Below are 22629 nucleotides of genomic sequence, written 5' to 3'. Positions count from 1 at the left end.
ATCCGAATGATCAACTTATCGCAAGAAGCAGTATGAACTAGCGTTCATGTCTGCTTCTTTTTTTGTGGGTTATCAAGATGATGAGAAGAATGATCCAATGTCGGTCGTACTTCATTCGACCTTAGGATGCTTAGCCGATGATCTTCTCACCTATTATGCCAGTGCCACCAAAATTAATAACAAGCCATTTGAGCATACTACAAGTAAGCGACTCAGAAAAATGTTCAAGGATGTGAATCAAATGGATTGTTACTTGATATGCAGATCCAAAATAGGAAGAGGGGATCACGAAATTGAATCCCTCGTTACTTTGTATGCTATGAACAGCGAACAGATTGATTTCGCTAATGTTCAATTTATACGCGGAAGTCAGTTTTTCCTTAAACCAGGTTCAGGATGCAGATGGCTCTATGTCGATGAAGAAAAATGCCATTATGAACAGATATTCGTTTTGCAAACGGACTTGACAACTTCTCACGATAACCCAAGCCGGGATCCACATATCATCGACGGTAAATTATCCATTCATAGAAATACGGTATTTCAGGACGGTTATGTTTTATTTGATGGTATTCTCTCGGACCGATACGGGCGAAGTCATCAAAAGTTTAAAACGGTAATCGCCAAGTGGGGATCAGAAGCACACTGCGCTAACGATGAATCCACAGAAATGAAACCCTTAGGCTCCATAGAAAAATCTAAGGTCGTGATTTACGCCAGTGTTGCAAAAAATCCGGAAAATAATAATTATGACCTGATCCGTATTTCATTTGCTTATCATGACGGTCGTAATCAATTTCCTCTGATTCGATGGTATAAAAAGGATGCGACCGAAGATTGGATATATTTGTATCAGGGACATACGAAAGAAACTCCAATGCAGGAGGAGGATTATATATTCAAGACTCCCGAAGAAATCAATAAACCCTATAAGTTACTCGTGCGCTCTGCCGAGATGTTCCCTCCAACAGAAGATTACATGGGAAAATTGAAATTGGATGCTATCATTTTTGATGGAAACACGTCAAGACCTATAACCGGCACCTTATTCAACTGGGACACACAAGGTGATCCAGTCGCTGTCCATGCCGCTGGTGAAGGAATGATCAGCCAATGAGCGACTTACAATTCCGTAAAAGCGATATTTCCACTTTGTTGATTGCTGAGGAGGAGCAGTCCACTTGGTCACCTTGCTGGAGGGCTTTTATATCCAATGAGGAGCTGTCTGGCACGACCTTCCCGCTACAGAAGTTATGGAATCAAAAGGGCATATTCATTTTTGCGAAAACTTCCCCGCAGCAATTTCAGGACTTCATTCAAAAGGTACGTGCATTCGTGACGGCTACAACGAACGATAGCAGACTTCATACGACGATCTTGATCCTGTCTGATTCAAATGCAGGGGATTTGAATACCCAAAATGCCTGGTATCTGAATTTGAGAAAAGCGGCACAGGGAACGGGTCGTTATGTATCCTTGAATCCGATGAATATCGACATTGGGCGGTATGTCGTTTTTTCAATCCCAGAAAAATGTTCGGTTCGTTTAGATAAAACCCATCAGCATATCCATGTGCAGAAAATGAATCCGAGCCCAGCAGAGCATTTCATTTTCTCGCGAGTGGCTTCTCAATCCGATACCTCGATTCGAGGCAACGAAACGTTTTTGCCCTTCATTGGACCAAGCGGCGGTTCATTCCGCTTTCTGCTCGATACGACGGAACAGGAACTGTTCATTAACTTTGAAATTACAATGAATTATTACTATTCGTCTGAATCCGTCAGAGAACCGGTCCAGCGGTTGGAATTTCCGATCTTCCAGCCAAGAGATGCGAAAAGGCTGTCTTTTCAGGCTTCTGTAGACCCGGCCAATCAAGAAAATATGCTGAGTCCAAATACCGAATCCAGAACATTTCTCGCTTTTGATCCGGACTGGAGCCAATCTTCGGATACGTTGTCCAGTTACTACGTCACCCAATTTGGCCATGAGGTGCGTTTAATCCCTTCTGCAAGTTATATGGTGAACCCCGAGGGGTTACCCTACCTTATCCCGGACTCCAGCTGCGGCATGATGGTATTTTCCCGGCAGAGAAAGGATTCCATCTCAGACGAATTTACGATGCGCATTTTGCCGCGCGGGAGATATCACCTGGAAGTGCCTTCTGTTGGTCCTAGCCATACAGAGCCCGTTCATATCATTTGCGGAATTTCCGGAACGGAAACGATTGCATGCTTGGTGAAAACAGAGGAATTTGCAGGAGACATACTTGATTTTCAAGTCGGTCATCCCGGATATTCCCCAATCTTCGGATTAGAACCTGGAAGACGCCTGGCCTCTTATCACGAACCTTTATTAACCGATGAATTTGTCACAACGCGAGTAGCTGTTCGGGCTATGGAGGGGCGTATCTCCAGCGGGTATCCCATTCGATACCTTTCCCAGCCTGAGGAGGAAGCACAGTTTCAGTCCGTAGATCATAAGCGGGTCCTTGATTTCTACGAATCAACTGTCGCTGATCTGACGAACGCAGTCATTGCGGTTCCTTTAATTCCTCATGCCGGAATCACACCAGGCCCTCTATGGACCGAAGGCGATTTTGAGAGGAGAATAGCAGCGCTTGTCAGGAAGGAAATGATGGATAGCCTCTTTTTTAACCAGGTTCAACCTCTATATCAAGAAGAAGTTCAAGCGGCTACTCCTCAAGGGTTGCTTGTTCACGATAACGGCTCTCAATGGACCAAACTTCTTCTGGCTAAGTCCAAGAATCTGGAGTTATCGTTTCGTGATGTTTCCAGGGAGTTGAAAAACGCGTTTCAGACGAATCAGATGTTTTTGGTTATTTCGAGAAACTTATCCGGACGAGTGAACAAATTTGATAACCTCATGTCCATTGCGGGGTGGCCTTTTCAAATCCAGTTGCCCGTAGACGACGAGAACAGCCCCTTACAAAATGTAATCGTTTTTAAATATGGGGCGGGAACTGTCTTGGATTATGTTAAAGATCCGAAGCGCTGGACCCGCGCATCTGAGTTCAACAAGGAGGGTGAGATGATCGAGCTAGCCAATTGGCTCAATGATCAGTGCGAAGAAGCGATCAGTCTTTCCAAAAAAGATGATGATGAATCCAAAGCTTTTGAGAATTTGGCATCCATCCTACAGGATGAGACCTGGAATGGAATGTTGTCATTTCGAGTTAGTATCATTCCCCAACAGATGCCCAAAAATTTCAAATGCTTACTTGGAGGAATGGACCCTGCGAACCTGTTTGCTCATCATTTCGGATTTGCTTTTAGCCGAATCAGCTCTGACGACGCCGGACTTCAGATCGATGACAGTTCACTCTTTGGATTAATCCGATATAAGGATGCGGGGATGAGAACGCATGACGATGATTCGGCATTCGATTTCAAGGTCACTAAGCTGGAAGCACTTTTCCTCAACTCCGAACTGGCGCTTTTTGATGCGAAAATGAATTTGGCCGTCCGCAAGCTGTTTGGAAACAACGTCATGAGCCTGCCGAACATTGAATTTGAGAGTTCACAGGAAGAACAGAATGGAATACAGACGTATGTTTTCCGTACGGCGGCAGAGCACCACATCAAACTAAACAACAACATTTTGCCAGCCGTCCAGTTTATCAAAGCCAGCTTCGAAACATTGGATGACACCGGCGGTCAAATCAAAACTCGTTTTTCCTTTCAAGGATCATTGATTTTTGGGCAATTGGCACAAGACGTTTTTTCATTTGCAGATGATGTAGATCCTACAATAGCTACAAAAGGGCTGGCTTATACGAATCTGGGTGTTCAATTGGTGTTTCCGGAAGCAGTATCATTCCGGCAGCTTAAGAAGGATTTTGCGTTCGATCCATTTTCCATTCTCCTGGACAGGAGCCAAAGCTTTATAAGAGAGAACAGTTTGCTTAATTCTATCCCGCTCGAAATCAGCAAATTCATCACCGGAAAGGGGATATCCGAATTATTAGAATCAGGTTATATGCCGGTATCGACAGGATTAGAAGAGAAGCCTATTGATAAAGAAGAATGGTTCGGAATCGAGTTCATTATGGATTTAGGGAGCTTGGGAGGTCTTGGTTCGAACCCTAAAGTTCTTGCGAATGTTGCCGTCTGCTGGAGTGCGGATTGCGGAGTCTTTGTCGGACTAAGGATACCTGGAGTTAATATGGCGCAGAGCTTGCTGAAGCTGCAGCAAGTAGTGGATACCCAGTTTGAGGGGATATGCCTGGCTGACGAGGTGTCGTCACTTGACGGGAATAGGCGTTACAGTCTTGTTTTGCAAAATCTAACTCAGCGCTTTCTAGGGCAGACGTTCTCGCCTGAAACGGGAGATGCTAACAAAATTATTCTGTTCCCTGGTCCTGACGCTTTATCTGGTAGTCTTGGATGGTATGGGGCAGTACAAGATACGGGAGGAGCAGAGCCATGAGCAGACGCGAGAACTTTATTGGCTTTCAATTGAATTTCCTGGGGGTTGGCCAGCATGTCATGCTGAGCCCACAGCCGACCATAGAAGAGACGATCAGTCAAATGGAGGGCGTTTTTCAAGAACCAAGCTCCGAGGTTTCGCCACTGCCAACCGGACTTCATTATGACAAAGACACCAATTGGATCATCGGCCTGGATTTTACTGTGCTGGATTATATCCGTATGAAGGCGCTGTTTCTGGACCCGGGCCAATATGGAATCGTCGTATCCCTTTCAAGTCCGAAGGCAGGAGATCTAGAAGGACTGGAACTCGAAATCCTGTACGAGAAAATATCAAGAAGCCTTGGAGCTTATAAAGGAAGATTGGCATTACCGTCAAATTTTAAACGGATGGACTATGGCAGCTTTGTATTAATTACGCCCGAAATTTACGTAGAACTCTATACGAATGGCGATTTTCATGTGGATATTGGTTTTCCGCAACATTTGGATTTCTCACGCTCTTTATCCATTGAAGCATTCCCGTACACTGGTGGTGGCGGATTTTACATTGGGAAACTAAGTGAACAGGCTTCCTCTCGCCGAAATATTCCAAGGAATTCAACATCAGTTACCGAATTCGGGATCGGCATGAGACTCGGCGTGGGGAAAACTATTGAACAGGGGATTTTCAAAGCAGGGCTTAATCTGACCATTATGGGCATTGTAGAAGGAGTGATCGCCACTAAGCCCGGAGGTTTCGTTCTGTCCTCTGATGACAAGAACTATTGGTTGAAGGGAGTGCTTGGGGTAGCGGGTGAACTATACGGCGAAGTGGATTTCTCAGTCGTCACCGCTGCGGTTAGATTTGATGTGAAAGCTCCGGCAGAGGTCATTTTTGAAACGAATCAAGATACTCCTGTTAAAGTAAGTGTGGATGTTTCTGCCGAAGCCGAAATTAAGGTGGACTTTAAAGTTACAAAAGGTAAAGTTAAGAAATCGTTCCACACCAAACTAAGCACTGACTTTGTCATTGAGAACAAAAATAGCCTCCGGTTGGAAGCCCCTCAAGCTACATTAGACTGGCATCGGATCATTCCAAGACAGCCCATAGAAATCGGCCTGTTTACGATCCCGCATATCAGTGTGTGTGACGATGTAAATGGTAAGAGAGTGCTGAATTATACGGTTATGACATACATCGGAAGCGAGGGACAGACGGATCCGTCTTTCAAAGAGCTCGTCCGCGGCATTCTGATTTGGTCGATAAATGCCTACCTGAAGCGGACTAATCCTTCATCGAGTTCTAACTTGGAGGACGTTCTGAATTTGGATGTACGTCTTGATGATTTGGTACAGTTTATGAAATATTTGGTCGGGGACAAATCGACTGGACAAACCATCATTGAATATGGAAATTCGGACGAGAAGGATATCCTGACCTTTATGAATCATTATTTTTCCATCAAAATGTTCTATCCGGAGCAACAGGATGGGACGAATTGTGGTGAATCCGACCAAGAGTTAGAATTATGCTATTTCCCGATGATTCCGGATATGACGCTGGAAGCTACGCTTTATAAAGGCGATGGGAGCGAAAAGGTGCTGCATCCTAAAATTGATTTCAGAAGAGATAACCCAAGGGATCCCGATTATTTAAAGGCCATAAAAGACTATATCCGATCTATGCTCCCCGATTTTAAGACATCTGCGGAAGAAGAGCATGATTTGGCGAGTTATCGCAAAGCGCAATACAGCCAGTCACCTCAGACCTTTGCGGTACATTTCACGCAAGATTACGTCACCATGATCGCTAGAGAATCAACGACTGCGGCTCTGGCTTGGATGGCACAGAGCGGCAAGAACAGCATCAAGTTGGGAGAGCTTGTCGCAGACGATAAGGTCATGACAATGCAGATGGTACAGGATCTCGCCGGGATGGCTTCCCGGTATTGTTTGTTCGGCATGACAGTACCCGGTCCCGAGAATACAGCATTTAAAAAGGGAACTCCGCTATATCCGATCTATCAATTAATCGGCCAACAATTTACTGTACCGATGCTGCAAGCGAATGACAAAATACTTATTCGGATGTCTAATGTCCGAAATCCGGATCCAGCCTTAAGCGTTGATTTCTACCCTTATCCGGATGCAACTGGGCAGGGCGAACCCGATGTCGCTATTGACGTCCCGCCGTGTGAATTAGAACGTTTTCGCGATTTGCAGCGCATTGAACTAAAAGATGAATTTAAAAATGTCAGCCCGATGGTATCTTACCGGGATGTACGGGAGAAGTATTCTTTCAAAGCCCATTTGATATGGAACACGGACAAGTGGATCTTGCCTTTTTCAGAACCGTTAATGCGTAAACAGTACCTGGCAGATCCCCCTATAGAGGTTGATCTCATGATATATAACAAAAAAGAGAAAACCTGCCAAAGTGTCGATCCTTCGCGATATCAGTTAGCAACAAAACTGGAGGTTGAAATACGCCGGGGACACGTAGTTCCAGGAATTTCGGATCATGATAATGAGGCGATTTACGAGGTCATCGGAACAGATGAGGGGAGCCAGCGGCTGCTGGAAAAGCTTTACTCCTCGATGACGCAAGATTCAAATGCATCGATTCAATCCATACAACTACTGTATTCAACCAAAGGAGTAGATGGGTTGCAATCAGAGGATGGAGCGGAAGTGTTTTTGTTCAGGACTAACCTGTCCAATTTCGGCAAACCACCAGCATTGACAAAATCTTTGAAAGAGGATATTCACAAGCAACAATGGATCATTCGCTATCTACTTCAATCCAGCATTGTCCGCTTTGATGGTTTTTTTCTGGCTTACTGTAAAGATAATAAAGGGTTGCCTAAGGAAGTATTCGATGGAAAGGACTCTGCACGGGTTACCATTTTTATTGAATACGAGTCCAATCAGCAGCTTCAACCCTATATGAACAGTCTGATTTGGATTCAAGGTTCGGATATTGACCTAAATGAGCATGAATTGTACTTTGAGGAGCAAAGTGAATCGGTCAGGTTATCCGCTATACCAGAGGGTCATGTTGGCATCGAAGTGATACGTAAAAGCTCTGAAGGAGAAACGTATTTAGAAAGGTATTTGAAGGATCAGTTTAATTTAATCGGATTCACTTTGGAAGGCTCTTCGGGAGGACATGCTACAATTCCGGCCCAAAACCAGGCTGCCTTGCCTGTAAGCGCCCATATAGAAGAGAACGGTGAGAAGCATTATGCTTTCGTGGTGCCTGTTTCGCAGTTTCACAAGGATTATAAATTTAATACTTTGCGTGGTCCTGTCGTGTCTAATCCGTATGCGGGAGCGGGAGAGAGCGTACAGATCAGACTTCATTTGCAGGACGGATTCGGAAACCGGCTTTCACAGCCTGATTTCCTGATTTCCCTTCCGTTATATCTGCGCAGTCCGATGATACCGATACATCAATGGCCAGGTATAGAACTCCAGTATGATTTTATAAAAGATCAGGGCGGTATTCATCTGAAGCTTACCATCCGATTACAGGAAGAGCTCTATAGCAGCGTCAACGATCCCAAAGGAGAAGGCGCCAGACTGGCACTGGTCTGTTACAAGAAAATCCTTATCCAAATGGCTCAGGATGGAGTGGATGTCTTTCTTGATGCATCGTTAGCCCCTCAATCGTATAATATGGACAAAGCTGGGTTGTTACATTATATCAACCAATGCATTGCGTTTTTTGAAGCTGTGATCATTGATCCCCAGCAAGGAGCAATACATGTCGACCTGCTGACTTACTCTTATCCAGTGGTTCTCGATCAATCTGATACGATCTTCGAACTAACCGTTTCTCTGGTTATCAAGCGTACGGATAGAATGGATGATTTAATTGATCCTGCATTTAGCCATGTGAAGGAAGTCAGGGAAGGAATGTCGATGATATTGCCTTCAGCGCTCAAAGGAAAACTTACAAACAATAATCATCCACTGGAGCAACCTACGTTACAGGCTTTTGCTCAGTCATTCGAGGAGTATTTTCAGGCGAAGCTGGCGACCGGTTCTTCACGTAACAAGGGATGCAAACAAGGAATGGATAAAGCCCTCTGGGTCGTACAACTCCAAAAGCTTCAGATTCAAATTGACCATAAGAGCTATGCATTCTCGCCGGCTCTGAATGCTAGACGTAAGCTAAAGGCGACGTTTAATCTTCAAACTTATGATGGATTACCGGAACTTGAGCATCATCAAGTATTGGACGTTAATTTACTTGCCAAGGAATGCCTGCAGCTAACAGATAAGCTTCTGGAGTGCCGTTATGCTGAACTTGCATACCGCGTAGATGACGGGATTACCTTTGAAAAGATCATGGACTGCAAACGCACATTGGCCGGGATCATAGCGTCTTCGTTGGAGCACACGGGGGTGCTAAATCCCGACTATCCCGATAACAGCAACCATGCCGAGGCTCAAGAAAGATTCAAACAGCAACTGCGATACAAATTATCCGATGCTTACGAGACCGATGCGATAGTTCAACATATGGTTACAACTACTATGCCTGTTGTTCAGGAGAAGATTGCTCCGAGACTTTATGGACAGATGACCACTGTGGGCGAGCAGCAGAAGGAATATGTCTTTTCAGACGCGAAAATTCCGCTTCAAGGCACTTCCACCTACTTGACGTATTTGTTTGACACCAAAAAACCAAAAGACTATGAAATTCAGCAATGGGATCAATTGGTCTTCAGAATTAGCCATGTTGAGCACGATATTCAAGATTTGCCAAGCATGGAAGGATATCAGACCGCATCATGGCTGGCGCTGATCATACCATATGACGTGGCTATTAACAGCGGAAACAATGAAAAACCAAGTATACCCATTATAATCAAAGAGTGCCCGGGTTCTTCACCTTCGCTTCCTGTGCATTGGCATGAGCACCAAGAGCAAGCTTCTACATTGAAGCAGGCACGTCTTTGGAAATACAAGTATAACTATGAGATGGTGGAAATGATGTCCATTCAGGATCGGATCAAGGTAAAGATCATATTGGACTTTCCTTCGAACCTGACCGAGAACGATCCGTTTCAGGAATTTGCACACGCGCTAGCACAGTTTCGCCTTTCCTGTCTAGGCATTAAAGCGGTATTAGACGGATTATTGAATCCTCAAGGCTGTCAGACAAGCCAAGCTAAAATTCCGATTGAGTTTTTGTTGACGAGCCTGACTCTTTTGACCGACAAGTGGAGATGGTGGGTTTCTCAGGCTGCCATTTCGGATGAAGGCCTTTCATCTACTGTATTAAAATATGAAATTCAGGAGATGCCAGACAAGGATGGAGATCATGATTCACCTTTAGTGATATCAATTAGTGAGAATACCCGCTCTAAGATCAATATTGAATACCCTGTGATCACCATTGACGGGTATGTGACCGAAACTGTTACGACCGGTATGTATAGATTTTTGAATGAACAGGATTTGGGCAATGGAAGAAGGGTATACCTGATCTTTAAGGACAGAGGGAAGAAGGAACATCTGAAAAAAACCGTCCACTTAGACAACATTGACATCATCCAGTATCGGACAGCATGGGCAGAAACTCAGCTCACCCGTAATGAGGGAATCTTTGATACCGGAATGTCCAAATTTTACATGAAAACCAATCCAAAGTTTGTATTCGAAAGTATGGCAGTGAAGTTCGGCAGCCCGCTCGAGCCGCTACTAATCCATCGCAAGCCGATGAATATTGCCGAGCTAGATGGTTCGCCGACGATCATGCCGCTTAATCAGCACATTAATGGATTATTCGAACATGTATTGGAAGGCAGATTGCAAAAAGGCCATGCCTTGAAAGGATGGGTGAAATATCGTTTCCCGCTGTTTGAAGGAACGCCGGATATTTACTCGGTTAGTGTCCCGTCAAATTTATTAGTGCAATTCGAATATGATCCGGATACCCAGACAGGTAAAGACATCGTAGATGCATTGGCTGCTAAAATATTGGACAAATTCAAAAGAAAGGATGGTCCTAGACCAACGGTGGGTACATTGGTCTTTGAGCTCGGTATGTTCGAATCACGAGTAACCAAGAGACCGCCTATTTTAAGATTGAAGAATCTATACCTGGATGTAGATAATATACAGGAGCTTGTAGAACAATCTAAACCTTAAAAGAACATGGGCCAGGATTTTAAACTGGTGGTACCCATAGACGGGACACTTTGAAAAAAAGTATCTTGGCTATGGGTACTTTTTTTACACTGGAAAATGCATTGGAGGGAATTAATACAGCACTCAATAGTTTAAAAACTGTCGGGTGAGAAAAAAACAGTAACATTAGAAGCCGCTGATTACACTGGAGTGACAAAAACTTGGCTAAACGAGCAACATCCCGTTTTCGCTGGAAAAACTATGGTAGGTCCAGATATCCCAACAACTGTTGATGTATCATTAGGCAAGACATTTGACATCATCGTCCATATTCAAAAAGTGAATCCATCTCAACTGAATCAATAAAGTCTTATTTAAAGTTGATACTATTAAACTAACGGGAAACGTTAGTTTAAACATTAAGGAGCAGTTTGCCGGTTGGCAGCTGCTCCATTTTTCGTTAAGCTAACGGGCAGGTTAACACAACATTGTATCTGAAAATAAGCTGACCATTAAAATAAATGTAAGCATTCCAAAATAGATGGATTATCCTTGTGATAAGAGTCAACTACCTTTAATGCTGTGTGCAAAATGAGAGCATAATTCTGTAAGCTTATCAAAGATAGTAAATGGATATCTGAGCTATCTCAAAATACAGCATAAAGGAGCATTTTTTGTGATCTCGAACGAAATGTATACTGTCACCGATACTGAAAAGGAAAGTCTGCCCTGGGCAAGTCTCTTGGCATTAGCCATGGCAGGATTTATCTGCATACTTACAGAAAGTCTGCCTGCAGGGCTACTGCCCCAGATTGCGAGTGATCTTGACGTGACGCAGGCGCTGGCCGGACAACTGGTTACCTTCATATAACCCCGAAACAAAATAAAATTGCTAAGGTTTAAATTACTACGGGGTAACTGTTATTAATAAGCAAGGGGCAGAGAAGCTATTAAAGATATCAGACAAGTGGCTTGAATTAATCGAAGAAGCACCTGACACATATAGTTTAAGAGGAGATACCGTTTGAAGAGAATGAAGAAGGCTAGCTTAAATCAAATGGAGCCAACTCATCAGTCGGAAACTGCTCCATTTTTCAGTTAAAACGGGAATATTGTTGCTCGAAGATCAAAGCAAATTCAGGTCAGCCCCTATTTCATTTTGGTCGTATGTTCATACCATCGCTCAGCAACGATTCCGACACAAAGCTGTCGATTCGAGCGTCATACTCAGCCCACGAATAATCCTTGTTCTCTATGATCAACTTTGGGATCGGCCATGCATCGATCGCCGCGCGTACGAATGCCTGACTTGAGCTCCACACCTCGCCAGCCTGAACGAAATCATCATCCGATTGAAAGGAGACTGGTCCCCATTCGTTGCCGCGAATACCGCATATGTACCGCCACTGCCCTTCGACATCGGTGTGGTAATAGTAGATTAGGTGAGGGTTTAGCGGCATCAACAACAGTTGCAACGACTCGGTAAAGCTTTGGAGCTGAGCGATATTCATGCCTTGCAGGTGCGAAACGCTGACAATGTCCTGGAAAAGGACGCTTTCTATAATGGCGATGTCTTCGGAGCTGCTTAATTGCTCTTCGACGAACCGGCTGTACCGGTCAACTAGCTGTCGGATGAAGGCGTCAGCGCCTTCATCTGTATTCAACGCATAGTACTGCTCCATGGGCGGCAGCAAAGGGTGATTTTCTGCCTGCTCGAGCAAGCATCTTGCGCGTATGCCTTGTGATATCAACCGGTTATAAATGCGGGTCGCCGTCGTCGTTTTGCCGGAGCCGGGGATACCGTCGATAATAAGCAATCGTTTCGAAGAATGGATTGCTGTTGAGTGTCGTTTTTCATTCATGGTTGTTTAGAATGCCTCCTTTGGTCAGTAAATCGATTATACTTTCGACGTTTGGGAGAAATATCCTGTCTTCGAAGGGGCCGAAGTATCTTATTGTCCCATATCCGCCGAAGTGAGTGGACCTTGTTGAGCTAACGGGAAACGATAGCACTATTACAATAGGCAACTGTGATTATTGGCTGCCTATTCAGCTAACGGGCAGGATAACGTAAAATGATGACCTGAATGAACCTAAATTTGGCTATGGGATTCTCCCATGTGCAAGAGAGAAAGGGTACGCTAAGGAGGCTGCAAAAGGAACTCTTGAATGGATAGAGGAAAAGTACGATATTCCATATATCATTGGAACAGTTGCGATTGACAACATCCCGTCTCAAAAGGTTCTTGAATACTGCGGGTTCCAGCTTGTTAATGAGCAAAGTTTGCTGATTCATATGATAAATGGGAGGCATGATTTTATGTATTATCGGTATTATTTTAATAGTTTTGAATAGACCGAGAAGTGATACACACGATTAAGCTAACGGGCAGATTAACCTAGTATGTAACTAATCCTTCGATTATTCCGTTATTCAAAGTAAGCATATAATTGGATTTAGCTATCCGATTTATTTGTTTAGTTAATTAGTTTACGGAGAAGAAGGATATGTCTTCATGCGAATATAAGTGGTGATGCACTAACATGAGGAGGGCAATTCAGAAATGGAATTCAAATTTGGAAGCGCGGCTATTGTGCTACCGCCTTTACACATTACGATTATAGCAATAATTATTATTCTCTTTTTAGTAAGGTGGAGCAAGCAATTAGAAACAAGACACTTTACGGTTTTCTTTTACTTTTTGATTAGCACATCCATTACTCCAGTTTTTACTCGTGCTACAACAGAAGGTGTATTTCAGCTATGGATTCCCTTAGGGTTTATAGTGGTTTACCTTTACTTGTTTCGTAGCAAAAGAAATCATCCTTCAAAAATGAAAGCGAGTATTTTAGGACTTCTCATAGCATTGTATCAGTTAACTTTTCAATATTTCGGGTAGATTCTGATATTCCACTAACGGGGCACGAGTCTCTCATCACATAGAATCCAGTAGAAATGAGGAAGGGGGTGGGCAGGAATGTTGAGAGTTGGAAACGAATACATAATTACCCAAACAGGCTGATTTAACGTAATTTCAACACTCAAGTATGAATCTTAAAATTATTAAAAGGAGTAACTTTTACAATGGAAGATTTAGAAAGTTTCGTTTCCGATTACACGAAAGATAAGAAACATTTACATCTTGCTATCGGGATTGTTAGGGAGGGAGACATTGAATACCATTCATTTAGTAATAATAAAAAGAAAAGTATGATCCCTCCCGAAAATATGTTATATGAAATCGGCTCCATAACCAAAGTTTTCACATCAATACTATTATTAGAAATGGAACGGGAAAGACTGCTTTCCTCGGATGATGTGGTTGGTAAGTTTGTGCAGAACGCAGAAAACGATTATTTGAATAAGATTACCTTGAAAAACCTGGCTACTCATACCTCTGGATTACCTGTATTGGCAACAAACCATATCTTGACTAAAAAAAGATCAAATCCTTATTCCATGTATACCGAGGAAGATTTAACTGCTTTTTTATCTAATGCTGACTACACGGATAGCATTGTTTCATTTGGATATTCCAATCTCGGTGTGGGCTTACTAGGAAATATACTATGTAAGGTGTCGGGAAATACATATGACGAACTGTTAAAAAAATATATTACGAGACCATTAAAGATGAATGAGACAGCTGTTATGCTTGATTCAGAACAGAATAGCAGGTTTTTGAATGGACATGCTTCAACTGGCAGAAGAGTCCCTCATTGGGATCTTTCTATATATGAAGGAGCTGGGGGGATTAAGTCCTCTGTTAGCGATTTGAGTTTATTTGTCCAAGCCAATCTAAATGATGATCATCCGATAGCCTCTACACTACAAAAAAGTCATCTTCCGATATGGATTGGAAATTCAAATCTTTATTTTGGCTGGGGTGGGGACAAAATTCTAGACAAAGGTATCCTCTGGCACAACGGGGGTACAGCTGGCTTTAATAGTTATCTAGCTTTCAACAAGGAACTCCGCGCAGGAGTTGTATTGCTATCCAATTATTCTTTTTTCACGAATTCTCTTATGGATTATTATTTGGCTCAATTACTAAAATGGTTTACTAAAAAAGAGCCTTCTCAAGGAACTATGATAGACTTTACAGGTAAAAAAATATTTGAGTCAATCCTAAGAAGTGAAGGGATTTAAATAGTAACGTAGGAGCAGCTGTGATATTAAAATATGGGACGACTAATACAATACCTATTACCATGACTAACTCAATTAAGCTATTAGGAATCGATAAAATAACTTTCCTCCACTGGAAACGTTTAAATCATGCTGCCCCAGGTAGTCCAATACGCCTTCGAGTTCTTTTTGGATGAACAATCCTAAAATATCTAACTGTCCTACAACCACTCCGTAGTTTTTGCCACGCTTTTGAGAAAGAATGTTAGAATCGTGGACACCGGTAACGATTTCAGCCTAACAATGCGGTTGCCCGATTGTCGTCAAACCTCCTGAACGGGAGGATAAACTTCTAATCAAGAAGTCTAGGTATGCAAGGAGTGGAAGAGTTGTTTGCAGAGCAGCGGCATCAAATCATTATTCAGAGACTGAATCAATACAAATCGATCCGAGCCTCGGAGCTCATGGAGCATTTCGAAGTTTCGTTCGAGACGATCAGACGGGACCTCGAATATTTAGAAAGCGAAGGCTATTTGCGGCGAGTACATGGCGGAGCGATTCCGAATGAGCCTGACTACAGCAGGGAAATCCCGCTTCCAATCCGCGAATCGATATATATGGAAGAGAAGACGGAGTTAGCTCAGATTGCGGTTCGTAATGTGACTGAAGGGATGTCTATCGCACTTGACCCAAGTACGACGAACACCCAGATAGCCAAGGCGTTGAAGGCTAAGTTTGACCGACTAACCGTGATTACGAATTCGCTTTCGATCGTAAACGAACTCGTTTCGATGCCGGGTTATACGGTGATTATGACAGGAGGCGTTATTCGTCATGAAGAGCAAAGCATTATCGGGGATTTGGCGGAAGAGTTTTCATCGCGCTTTCATGCGGATTTGTTCTTTATGAGTATGAGCCGGGTTACGTTGGAAGCAGGGATTACAGATTACGGAGTCGGCGAAATTCAAGTGAAAAAAATAATGCTCTCGAACGTGAAGCGCTGCATCGCTCTGGCAGACAGCAGCAAGTTCGGACAAAATTCATTTATCAAAGTATGCGGAGCAGCGGAAGTAGAACGGTTTGTGACGGATTCCAAAATCGATCGAGATATCGTTGAACAATTTCGCAAGAACGGCATCGAAATCGTATATAAATAATCATAATCCTATGAAAGATTCTTGGTTCCACGAACCAGGAATCTTTTTTATTTATTGGGAAGGCACTTATTCTAGAGTTGCATTTGTGTGTGTTTGTATGTTTCTGAATTTTCTGACATGGCTCACGCACTTCAACTGTTCTTCCGACGCGGAGTTAATCGATCCACTTGTGTCTTTATGGTCAACAGGTAACAAGCAGTCCAGCTTGGACTGCTTGTTTTGATTTGGGAATCAATGAAGAAAAATACAAGTCTAGTATTTAACTTGAGCCCATGGTATATTAATGATTCTACTGTAAAATTTAGGAGTGCTAATGATGGAGCTTGGAAATTTATTTACCCATGATGCATTTATTAATAACCGTGCATATGCTCAAACCCTTGATGGAGTAATCGTCGCAGGCACAGAGCGGGTGGCGGGGGCTAAAAAATTCGGATTCCTACGAGTAATGTCGAGAGGCTGGCGCTTCATATACATGAATCAGACCCATGAGTCGAAGCAGGATGGAGGGAGCATGTGAGCCGGAGTTGGAAAGCTTATCTCCCGTTGTTATGGATACTGATCATACCTGTAATCAACATTTTTTACGCTATTTTGAATCAAGCGCATATACCGGTATACAGTCTGATGACGGATCTTGATGCCCATATACCTTTTGTGCCGATCTTTATAATTCCTTATCTGATATGGTACCCTTTCATATTCATCGTGCTGATATTGCTCTGTGTCAGGGAACAAAAAGTGTATTACCGGACATTGGTTACCCAATGTATCGGTTTGCTTGCTTGCTATCTAATATTTTTCTTATTCCAGACGACAGTTGATCGGCCTCAAACCATGGGGTCAGGAATTTTTGAGCGCTTAGTGGGCCTGGTGTACAGTACGGATAATCCTTACAACTGCTTCCCCAGCATTCATGTGTTGACCAGTTATTTAATGATCAAGGGAGCTGTGGGTAGCGATTTTGTTTCAAAACGGGAACGAACAGCGGTGAAGGTATGTGCCTGGTCGATCATTGTTTCTACTTTGTTCGTGAAGCAGCATGTCCTTCTGGACGTGGCCGGTGCTATCGCGCTGGTAGAGATCCTGTGGTACGGGGTGGGAAGATTATCTCGCGGTCAACAATCGAAGTTTAAAGGAGAAATCGTTCGTCAGGAGAATGTGTATTAGGCCATAAAATGTATTCTGAGGCGACTGCTTGCAGCAGTCGTCTTTTTTGATGGAATCAAGACGCTACATGAAGTCCTATTCTTCACCTTATACAGAGAAAAAGTCACCATCGTTGCACTAGAAAGTCATGAGGATAGTGGCTGAGCATTTTCGTTGAATATAGAATGAGATGTAAGGGTTTTCATCACTTGACACAAAGGGGCTGGAACATGAGGGACACGTCGAGTTTAAGGAAGAGATTGAAGAAGTATAAGTGGCTGCTGATCATGACGTTTCCGGGGATCGTCTACTTGTTCATCAATAACTATATCCCGATTTACGGCGTGATTCTAGCGTTTAAGAATTATAATTATGTTGATGGCATATGGGGAAGTGAATGGACCGGATTCGATAACTTTAAATTTTTGTTTAACTCACAAGATGCGTATATCATAACTCGGAATACCTTTCTATACAATATCGTCTTTATCGTGCTCAATCTGGTGTTAGCCGTTCTGGTAGCGCTGTTAATTAATGAAATCAAGGATAAAGCGATCAGTCGGTTCTATCAAAGCACATTCCTGCTGCCGCATATCATTTCTATGGTAGTGGTTGCCTATCTGGTATACAGCTTTTTGAATGTGGATAGCGGCCTTGTTAACAAGCTGTTGATCAAATGGTTCGGTGCTGAGGCGATATCGTGGTATGGAGAACCAAAATATTGGCCATACATATTGGTCATCGTAAACGGGTGGAAGAACGTAGGTTATCTGTCCATCATCTACTTCGCTTCCATCATTGGAATAGACAAAGAATATTACGAAGCCGCCAAGATCGACGGTGCGAGCAAGTGGAAGCAGATGACCCGGATCACCATCCCGCTTATTTTGCCTGTCATCACAACCATGACTTTGCTTGCGGTCAGCGGTATTCTTCGGTCGGACTTTGGGTTATTCTATCAGGTTCCAATGAATACTGGAGCCCTGATCCCAACCACAAATACGATCGATACCTTTGTCTATCGAGCTATGATTCAATCCGGAGATATTGGCATGTCAACAGCAGCCGGATTCTATCAATCCGCAGTTTGCTTGGTGCTTATACTAACAGCGAATTCGGCAGTAAGGCGAATTAATAAACGTGACGCTTTATTTTAGCAGAAAGGGGAGAGAGGAATGCTAAAGGAAATGAGCCCAAAAAAATGGATCGCTGCATCTTCAATTCACTTGTTTTTCTGGGCTTTTACAGTCGCTTCGTTAATTCCATTTATTTTAGTATTTATGGTGTCCATATCCAGTGAGGATTCCATCATGCAGAACGGTTACTCCTTGTTTCCCAGTCAAATCAGCTTTGCAGCCTATCAGTTTTTATTTCATGATTTTTCGGAAATAGCGAAAGCTTACGGCGTTACGATCCTGACCACGGTGGTGGGAACCATCGTAAGTCTTCTGATTACATCACTTTTTGCTTATCCGTTATCCAGACCTGAGCTGCCGTTTCGCCGTACCATCTCCTTTTATATTTTCTTCACGATGCTGTTCGGAGGGGGGATGGTCCCTTGGTATATTACTTATGTCAACATGTTTGATCTGAAAAACACGATTTTTGCTATGATCATTCCCAACTTACTGTTAAGTGCCTTCAACGTTTTGCTCATGCGCAGCTTTTTCGCTTCGACTATTCCTGAATCCGTGATTGAATCGGCAACGATCGACGGTGCCAGCGAGTTGAAGATTTTCTTCAAAATTGTGGTGCCGCTCTCCTTGCCGATCATGGCGACAATCGGGCTATTCAACACATTATCCTACTGGAATGACTGGTACAACTGTATGTTGTTTATTGATAAACCCGAGTTGTATAACATCCAGTATTTGATGACAAAAACGCTTACCAATATTCAATATCTTCTCATGAAGTCTAATAGCTCGGCCCAAGTAGGGGATCTGCTCGCCACAATGCCGAGGGAAACCGTCCGCATGGCGCTGGCGATTGTCGGGATTGCCCCATTGTTGTTCGCCTACCCGTTCTTCCAAAAGTATTACATTAGCGGGATAACAACCGGTGCCGTAAAAGGTTAGATATAACGCGCCCGGCGTTGGAGGGGAGGTGGGGCGAAGCGATTCGAGCCTCATTACATGCCATGTTGTATTTAAAGTAATTGTTGAGAGGAGAACTCAGGGATATGAAAAAAGCGCATCAACTGGTACTTATGATCATGCTATGTGGAATGTTGGCATTGACTGGATGTGGTAAGGGGGGAACAACGGATAATGCAGGCGCCGGGACCGCGAAAGCCCCAGTGGAGGGAACGGGACAACATTCAGACTCCTCACTTAGTCCTTATAAAATAACCCTCGTATATCCGGCAACCGCTCCTAAAGACATGCAGCTTGTACAGGAAGAAATGAGCCAATATCTGACGGAAAAGATCAATGCCACGATTGAACTCAAGCCGATCGAATGGGCTTCCTGGGACGATAAAACCAATTTGATGAAAATCTCCAATGAGCCGTTTGATCTGATGTTTACAGCCAGCTGGTTCTCATACCCGAAAGATGTCGCCAAAGGGCAGTATTTGGAACTCGACGATTTGATGGCCCAATACGGCAAAGAGATCCCAGATATCCTTGGCGAAGAATTCATCAAAGGATCCCGAATCGGCGGAAAGCTGTACGCTCTTCCAACCAAGAAGGAATTCGGACAGGGATTTGGATTTCTTCTCGACAAGAAGCTGGTGGATAAATACAAGTTCGATACAAATGGCGTCAAGACCTTGGAAGATTTGGAAGCGATGTTCCAAACGATTAAGGAGAATGAGCCTAGTGTGATTCCAATCGTTTCAAGCAAATTCACAAATATTTGGGAAGCATCCAATTATGATGGCATCGTTGCCAATCTTGCAATACCACGGGGCAGTACTGAATTGAAAGCCGTGGATACCCTGGAGGATTCGAAGTTCATCGAATTTTATAAACGAATGCATCAGTGGAACAAGAATGGTTGGTTCGATAAGGATATTCTAACATCCGACGCCGACCAAGGCATGAATATGATCAAGGCAGGCAAAGCCTTTGCGGTTGCCCAGTCCTTAAAGCCGGGAAAAGACAAAGAGATGAGTTTAAGCTCAGGCGTTGAGGTTATACAGGTCGTAACGGCGGAGCCATTTACGACAACTGGAGACGCACAAGGCGCCATGCTGGGAATATCGCGCACTTCCAAAGATCCTGCAAGAGCCATGATGTTCCTGAATCTGCTGTACAGTGATCCGAAGCTGATCAATATGCTGGATTGGGGAATTGAGGGCAAACACTATGTGAAGAAATCCGATAATGTCATTGATTTTCCTGAGGGTATGAATGCGGATACGCAAACCTATCCGAATCCTGGAGGCTGGATGTTCGGGAATCAGTTCAACTCCTATCTATGGGCCAATGAGGATCCGAACAAATGGGAAGAGTTCGAGAAGTTTAATGAGAGAGCAGAGCATTCCATCGCTTTAGGTTTTGCTTTCAATCAGGAGCCTGTCAAATCAGAGATGGCCTCCATTGCAAACGTGGATAAAGAGTTCGGGGCTACATTGAGAGCGGGAGCTGTTGATCCGGAGAAGATTATTGCCAAATGGAAGGAAAAACGAAAGTCTGCAGGCTTTGATAAAGTGAAAGCCGAAGTTGAAAAGCAGCTGGCGGAGTGGGCAGAGACTCAGCAGTAACAGATATTGAAAAATAAAGGAGATTCCGAACTAGGACTATCGTTTTTGGGTCCTTTAAGGGATTTTCTTTTTTTCTATATGTCAATATACTCAAATGGTAGATGAACAAAGTATTGCAAAAGCTCATCTGCTAACCTTCCACAAAGCCGAGGTAGTGTTATGAATATGTTGAATATTAAAAACTCGCTTCGCTTTAAGTTAATCATCGGTTTTTTTACAATTGCTGTACCCTTGGTCGGCCTGCTGCTTTACAACAATTATTACGCTTCCAATACCATTAGAGAGCAGGTTGCGGATTCGAATAAAAATTTGATGATCCTCTATTCACATCAGATCGAAGCTGCTTTAAACAAAGAGACGAATTTTTTGTACAATATCGCTGTTGAAGACCCCAATATTGCGGCCCTTTCGCAGCTATTGAATGATCCCGATGAGTACTATCTTGCCAAGGCAAGAATCCTGAATACGCTCACACGATATCACCGTTTCGACAACAGCGTCGATCTTCAATTTATCTACTCCGTGAAGAAGCAGGATTTATTCAACACACCGATCAAGACGAAGTCCTATGAAGAACTGTTGTCCATCAAAACCACCATTGAACAGCTGGTCAAGGAAGTACAACCGGACAGCGCCTATTTCATGGAGTGGAAAGCCATTGAATACAGTCGGGACAAATATGCGCTGATCAGGCTGGTGGATACGGGAGATGATTTTTATCTCGGGGCTTTTGTAGCGATGGAGAATTTGATGATACCTCTAGACTTGATTCACTTGGATGCTGGTTTTGCCAGCTTCGTCGATGAACATGGTAAATTGATTACGAATACGTCAGCGATCGGCTCGCAACGGCTAAACATGGAACTTGCCTCTGAGTCCAACGAAGTGTATCAAATCGTGAAGAAGGAGAATCGAAAATATATCGTGGTCATGAATGAAATTCAAGGCACCGATGTGATCTTAAGCGCTGCTGTACCGGAGGCTCAGATGCTTAAGAATCTGTATCACTTCCGGAGAGGAATTGTCATCCTATCCATCGTGACCTTCATCATATTGATCATTTATTTGATTTATCTTAATAAGATTATCCTTAAACCAATGAACAATCTCGTCCGTGGTATGCGAAGAATTAAGCTCGGGGATTGGAATATCCGACTTCATTCATCCAAATCGAAGGAATTCACCATCATCAACGAAACGTTCAACAGTATGGCTTCCCAGATTCATGAGCTGAAGATCAGCGTGTATGAAGAACAAATCAAGGCACATAAGGCTGAGCTCAAGCATTTACAGCTCCAGATAAACCCCCATTTTTTACTGAATTCCATCAATATCGTCTACAATCTAGCTGAAATCAAAAATTTTAGCGTGATCCAGCTCATGTGCATGAACCTCGTGAAGTACTTTCGATTTACGACAAAAACGAATCAAATCGCCGTGACTATCGCAGAAGAAATGGAGCATATGGAAAGCTATATCAAAATACAGCAGGTACGCTTCCCGGAACGAGTCACCTATGAAATACATATTTCCGATAGTGCCGATCAAGCGGCAATACCGCCGCTGTTAATCCAGCCATTCATCGAAAATGCCATCAAATATGGATTCGACTTCATGGATCATCCATTTCATATTGATATACAGATCCGTCTTCTCGAGCAGAATCAATTGGAAATAGTGATCACAGATAATGGAAATGGTTTCTCTGCGGAAGTCCTGCAGCAATTACAGTCAGGATCTTACGCGGAAAATCAGAATGGAAAGCATTTGGGGATTTGCAATGTGCAGTACCGGCTTAAACATATTTTTGGCCATATGACTCGACTTGAGTTTGATAACGTCCCGGATTCAGGGGCCAGGGTAACCATTGTACTTCCTTTCCGAACGGTTGAGCAGTTTACTTCTTATTGATGATCA

General features: G+C 43.3%; 14 protein-coding genes and 2 pseudogenes. 15 read left to right on the top strand and 1 reads right to left on the bottom strand.

The annotated features are described in order from the left end of the window. Positions 1 to 46 precede the first annotated feature (46 nt). From AM231_RS09215 to AM231_RS09200, 5 genes and pseudogenes are all read left to right on the top strand, one after another. Positions 47 to 1117 (top strand): hypothetical protein, encoded by a 1071-nt coding sequence (locus tag AM231_RS09215; protein WP_054402359.1) that lies wholly within the window; start codon positions 47 to 49, stop codon positions 1115 to 1117. Continuing rightward, positions 1114 to 4446 (top strand): hypothetical protein, encoded by a 3333-nt coding sequence (locus tag AM231_RS09210; RefSeq protein WP_054402358.1) that lies wholly within the window; start codon positions 1114 to 1116, stop codon positions 4444 to 4446. Before AM231_RS09215 ends, AM231_RS09210 begins: the two co-directional genes overlap by 4 nt. Beyond that, positions 4443 to 10589 carry a hypothetical protein gene (locus AM231_RS09205; protein WP_054402357.1) on the top strand — a complete coding sequence of 2049 codons (6147 nt, stop codon included), beginning with the start codon at positions 4443 to 4445 and terminating at the stop codon, positions 10587 to 10589. Before AM231_RS09210 ends, AM231_RS09205 begins: the two co-directional genes overlap by 4 nt. Positions 10590 to 10775: 186 nt before the next feature. After that, positions 10776 to 10934: pseudogene (locus AM231_RS28080) on the top strand (erythromycin esterase family protein); the annotation flags it as partial. Between the two features lie 325 nt (positions 10935 to 11259). Beyond that, a pseudogene (locus tag AM231_RS09200) lies at positions 11260 to 11430 on the top strand (MFS transporter); the annotation flags it as partial. A gap of 292 nt (positions 11431 to 11722) precedes the next feature. On the opposite strand, the gene AM231_RS09195 reads toward AM231_RS09200, so the two are convergent. Then, the gene (locus AM231_RS09195) at positions 11723 to 12430 is read right to left on the bottom strand and encodes a P-loop NTPase family protein (RefSeq protein WP_054402355.1); all 708 of its coding nucleotides are present in this window, start codon (positions 12428 to 12430) and stop codon (positions 11723 to 11725) included. A gap of 221 nt (positions 12431 to 12651) precedes the next feature. Here AM231_RS09195 and AM231_RS30425 point away from each other — a divergent pair, with 221 nt between their 5' ends. From AM231_RS30425 to AM231_RS09150, 10 genes are all read left to right on the top strand, one after another. Next, complete coding sequence (locus AM231_RS30425; RefSeq protein ID WP_082341692.1) at positions 12652 to 12924, top strand: GNAT family N-acetyltransferase; 273 nt, start codon at positions 12652 to 12654, stop codon at positions 12922 to 12924. A gap of 208 nt (positions 12925 to 13132) precedes the next feature. After that, positions 13133 to 13468 (top strand): hypothetical protein, encoded by a 336-nt coding sequence (locus AM231_RS09190; protein ID WP_054402354.1) that lies wholly within the window; start codon positions 13133 to 13135, stop codon positions 13466 to 13468. 185 nt (positions 13469 to 13653) lie between these two features. Then, positions 13654 to 14718, top strand: a complete 1065-nt coding sequence (locus tag AM231_RS09185; protein ID WP_054402353.1) for a serine hydrolase domain-containing protein — start codon at positions 13654 to 13656, stop codon at positions 14716 to 14718. A gap of 350 nt (positions 14719 to 15068) precedes the next feature. Beyond that, positions 15069 to 15854, top strand: a complete 786-nt coding sequence (locus AM231_RS09180) for a DeoR/GlpR family DNA-binding transcription regulator (protein ID WP_341271604.1) — start codon at positions 15069 to 15071, stop codon at positions 15852 to 15854. 313 nt (positions 15855 to 16167) lie between these two features. Then, positions 16168 to 16374, top strand: a complete 207-nt coding sequence (locus AM231_RS09175; RefSeq protein WP_165593385.1) for a hypothetical protein — start codon at positions 16168 to 16170, stop codon at positions 16372 to 16374. Next, on the top strand, positions 16371 to 17024 hold the full coding sequence (locus tag AM231_RS09170; RefSeq protein WP_054402351.1) for a phosphatase PAP2 family protein: 654 nt from the start codon (positions 16371 to 16373) through the stop codon (positions 17022 to 17024). The genes AM231_RS09175 and AM231_RS09170 overlap by 4 nt, the downstream gene beginning before the upstream one ends. Before the next feature lie 209 nt (positions 17025 to 17233). Further along, on the top strand, positions 17234 to 18160 hold the full coding sequence (locus AM231_RS09165) for an ABC transporter permease (protein WP_054402350.1): 927 nt from the start codon (positions 17234 to 17236) through the stop codon (positions 18158 to 18160). A gap of 18 nt (positions 18161 to 18178) precedes the next feature. Then, positions 18179 to 19081 (top strand): carbohydrate ABC transporter permease, encoded by a 903-nt coding sequence (locus AM231_RS09160; RefSeq protein ID WP_106406059.1) that lies wholly within the window; start codon positions 18179 to 18181, stop codon positions 19079 to 19081. A 104-nt stretch (positions 19082 to 19185) separates the two neighbouring features. Beyond that, positions 19186 to 20712 (top strand): ABC transporter substrate-binding protein, encoded by a 1527-nt coding sequence (locus AM231_RS09155; protein ID WP_054402349.1) that lies wholly within the window; start codon positions 19186 to 19188, stop codon positions 20710 to 20712. Positions 20713 to 20877: 165 nt separating this feature from the next. Next, positions 20878 to 22623, top strand: coding sequence for a sensor histidine kinase (locus AM231_RS09150; RefSeq protein WP_054402348.1), 1746 nt, complete (start codon positions 20878 to 20880; stop codon positions 22621 to 22623). The last annotated feature ends 6 nt before the right edge of the window (positions 22624 to 22629 follow it).

Origin of the sequence: Paenibacillus solani (assembly GCF_001277345.1) — a bacterium.
GTDB lineage: Bacteria > Bacillota > Bacilli > Paenibacillales > Paenibacillaceae > Paenibacillus_AQ > Paenibacillus_AQ solani.
This window is presented reverse-complemented; position numbering and strand designations above follow the sequence as displayed.

Bases quoted from the DNA above. Each gene is read 5' to 3' on its own strand.
- AM231_RS09215 (WP_054402359.1), top strand. From the start codon at position 47: ATGTCTGCTTCTTTTTTTGTGGGTTATCAAGATGATGAGAAGAATGAT.
- AM231_RS09210 (WP_054402358.1), top strand. From the start codon at position 1,114: ATGAGCGACTTACAATTCCGTAAAAGCGATATTTCCACTTTGTTGATT.
- AM231_RS09205 (WP_054402357.1), top strand. From the start codon at position 4,443: ATGAGCAGACGCGAGAACTTTATTGGCTTTCAATTGAATTTCCTGGGG.
- AM231_RS09195 (WP_054402355.1), bottom strand. From the start codon at position 12,430: ATGAATGAAAAACGACACTCAACAGCAATCCATTCTTCGAAACGATTG.
- AM231_RS09190 (WP_054402354.1), top strand. From the start codon at position 13,133: ATGGAATTCAAATTTGGAAGCGCGGCTATTGTGCTACCGCCTTTACAC.
- AM231_RS09185 (WP_054402353.1), top strand. From the start codon at position 13,654: ATGGAAGATTTAGAAAGTTTCGTTTCCGATTACACGAAAGATAAGAAA.
- AM231_RS09180 (WP_341271604.1), top strand. From the start codon at position 15,069: ATGCAAGGAGTGGAAGAGTTGTTTGCAGAGCAGCGGCATCAAATCATT.
- AM231_RS09175 (WP_165593385.1), top strand. From the start codon at position 16,168: ATGATGGAGCTTGGAAATTTATTTACCCATGATGCATTTATTAATAAC.
- AM231_RS09165 (WP_054402350.1), top strand. From the start codon at position 17,234: ATGAGGGACACGTCGAGTTTAAGGAAGAGATTGAAGAAGTATAAGTGG.
- AM231_RS09160 (WP_106406059.1), top strand. From the start codon at position 18,179: ATGCTAAAGGAAATGAGCCCAAAAAAATGGATCGCTGCATCTTCAATT.
- AM231_RS09155 (WP_054402349.1), top strand. From the start codon at position 19,186: ATGAAAAAAGCGCATCAACTGGTACTTATGATCATGCTATGTGGAATG.
- AM231_RS09150 (WP_054402348.1), top strand. From the start codon at position 20,878: ATGTTGAATATTAAAAACTCGCTTCGCTTTAAGTTAATCATCGGTTTT.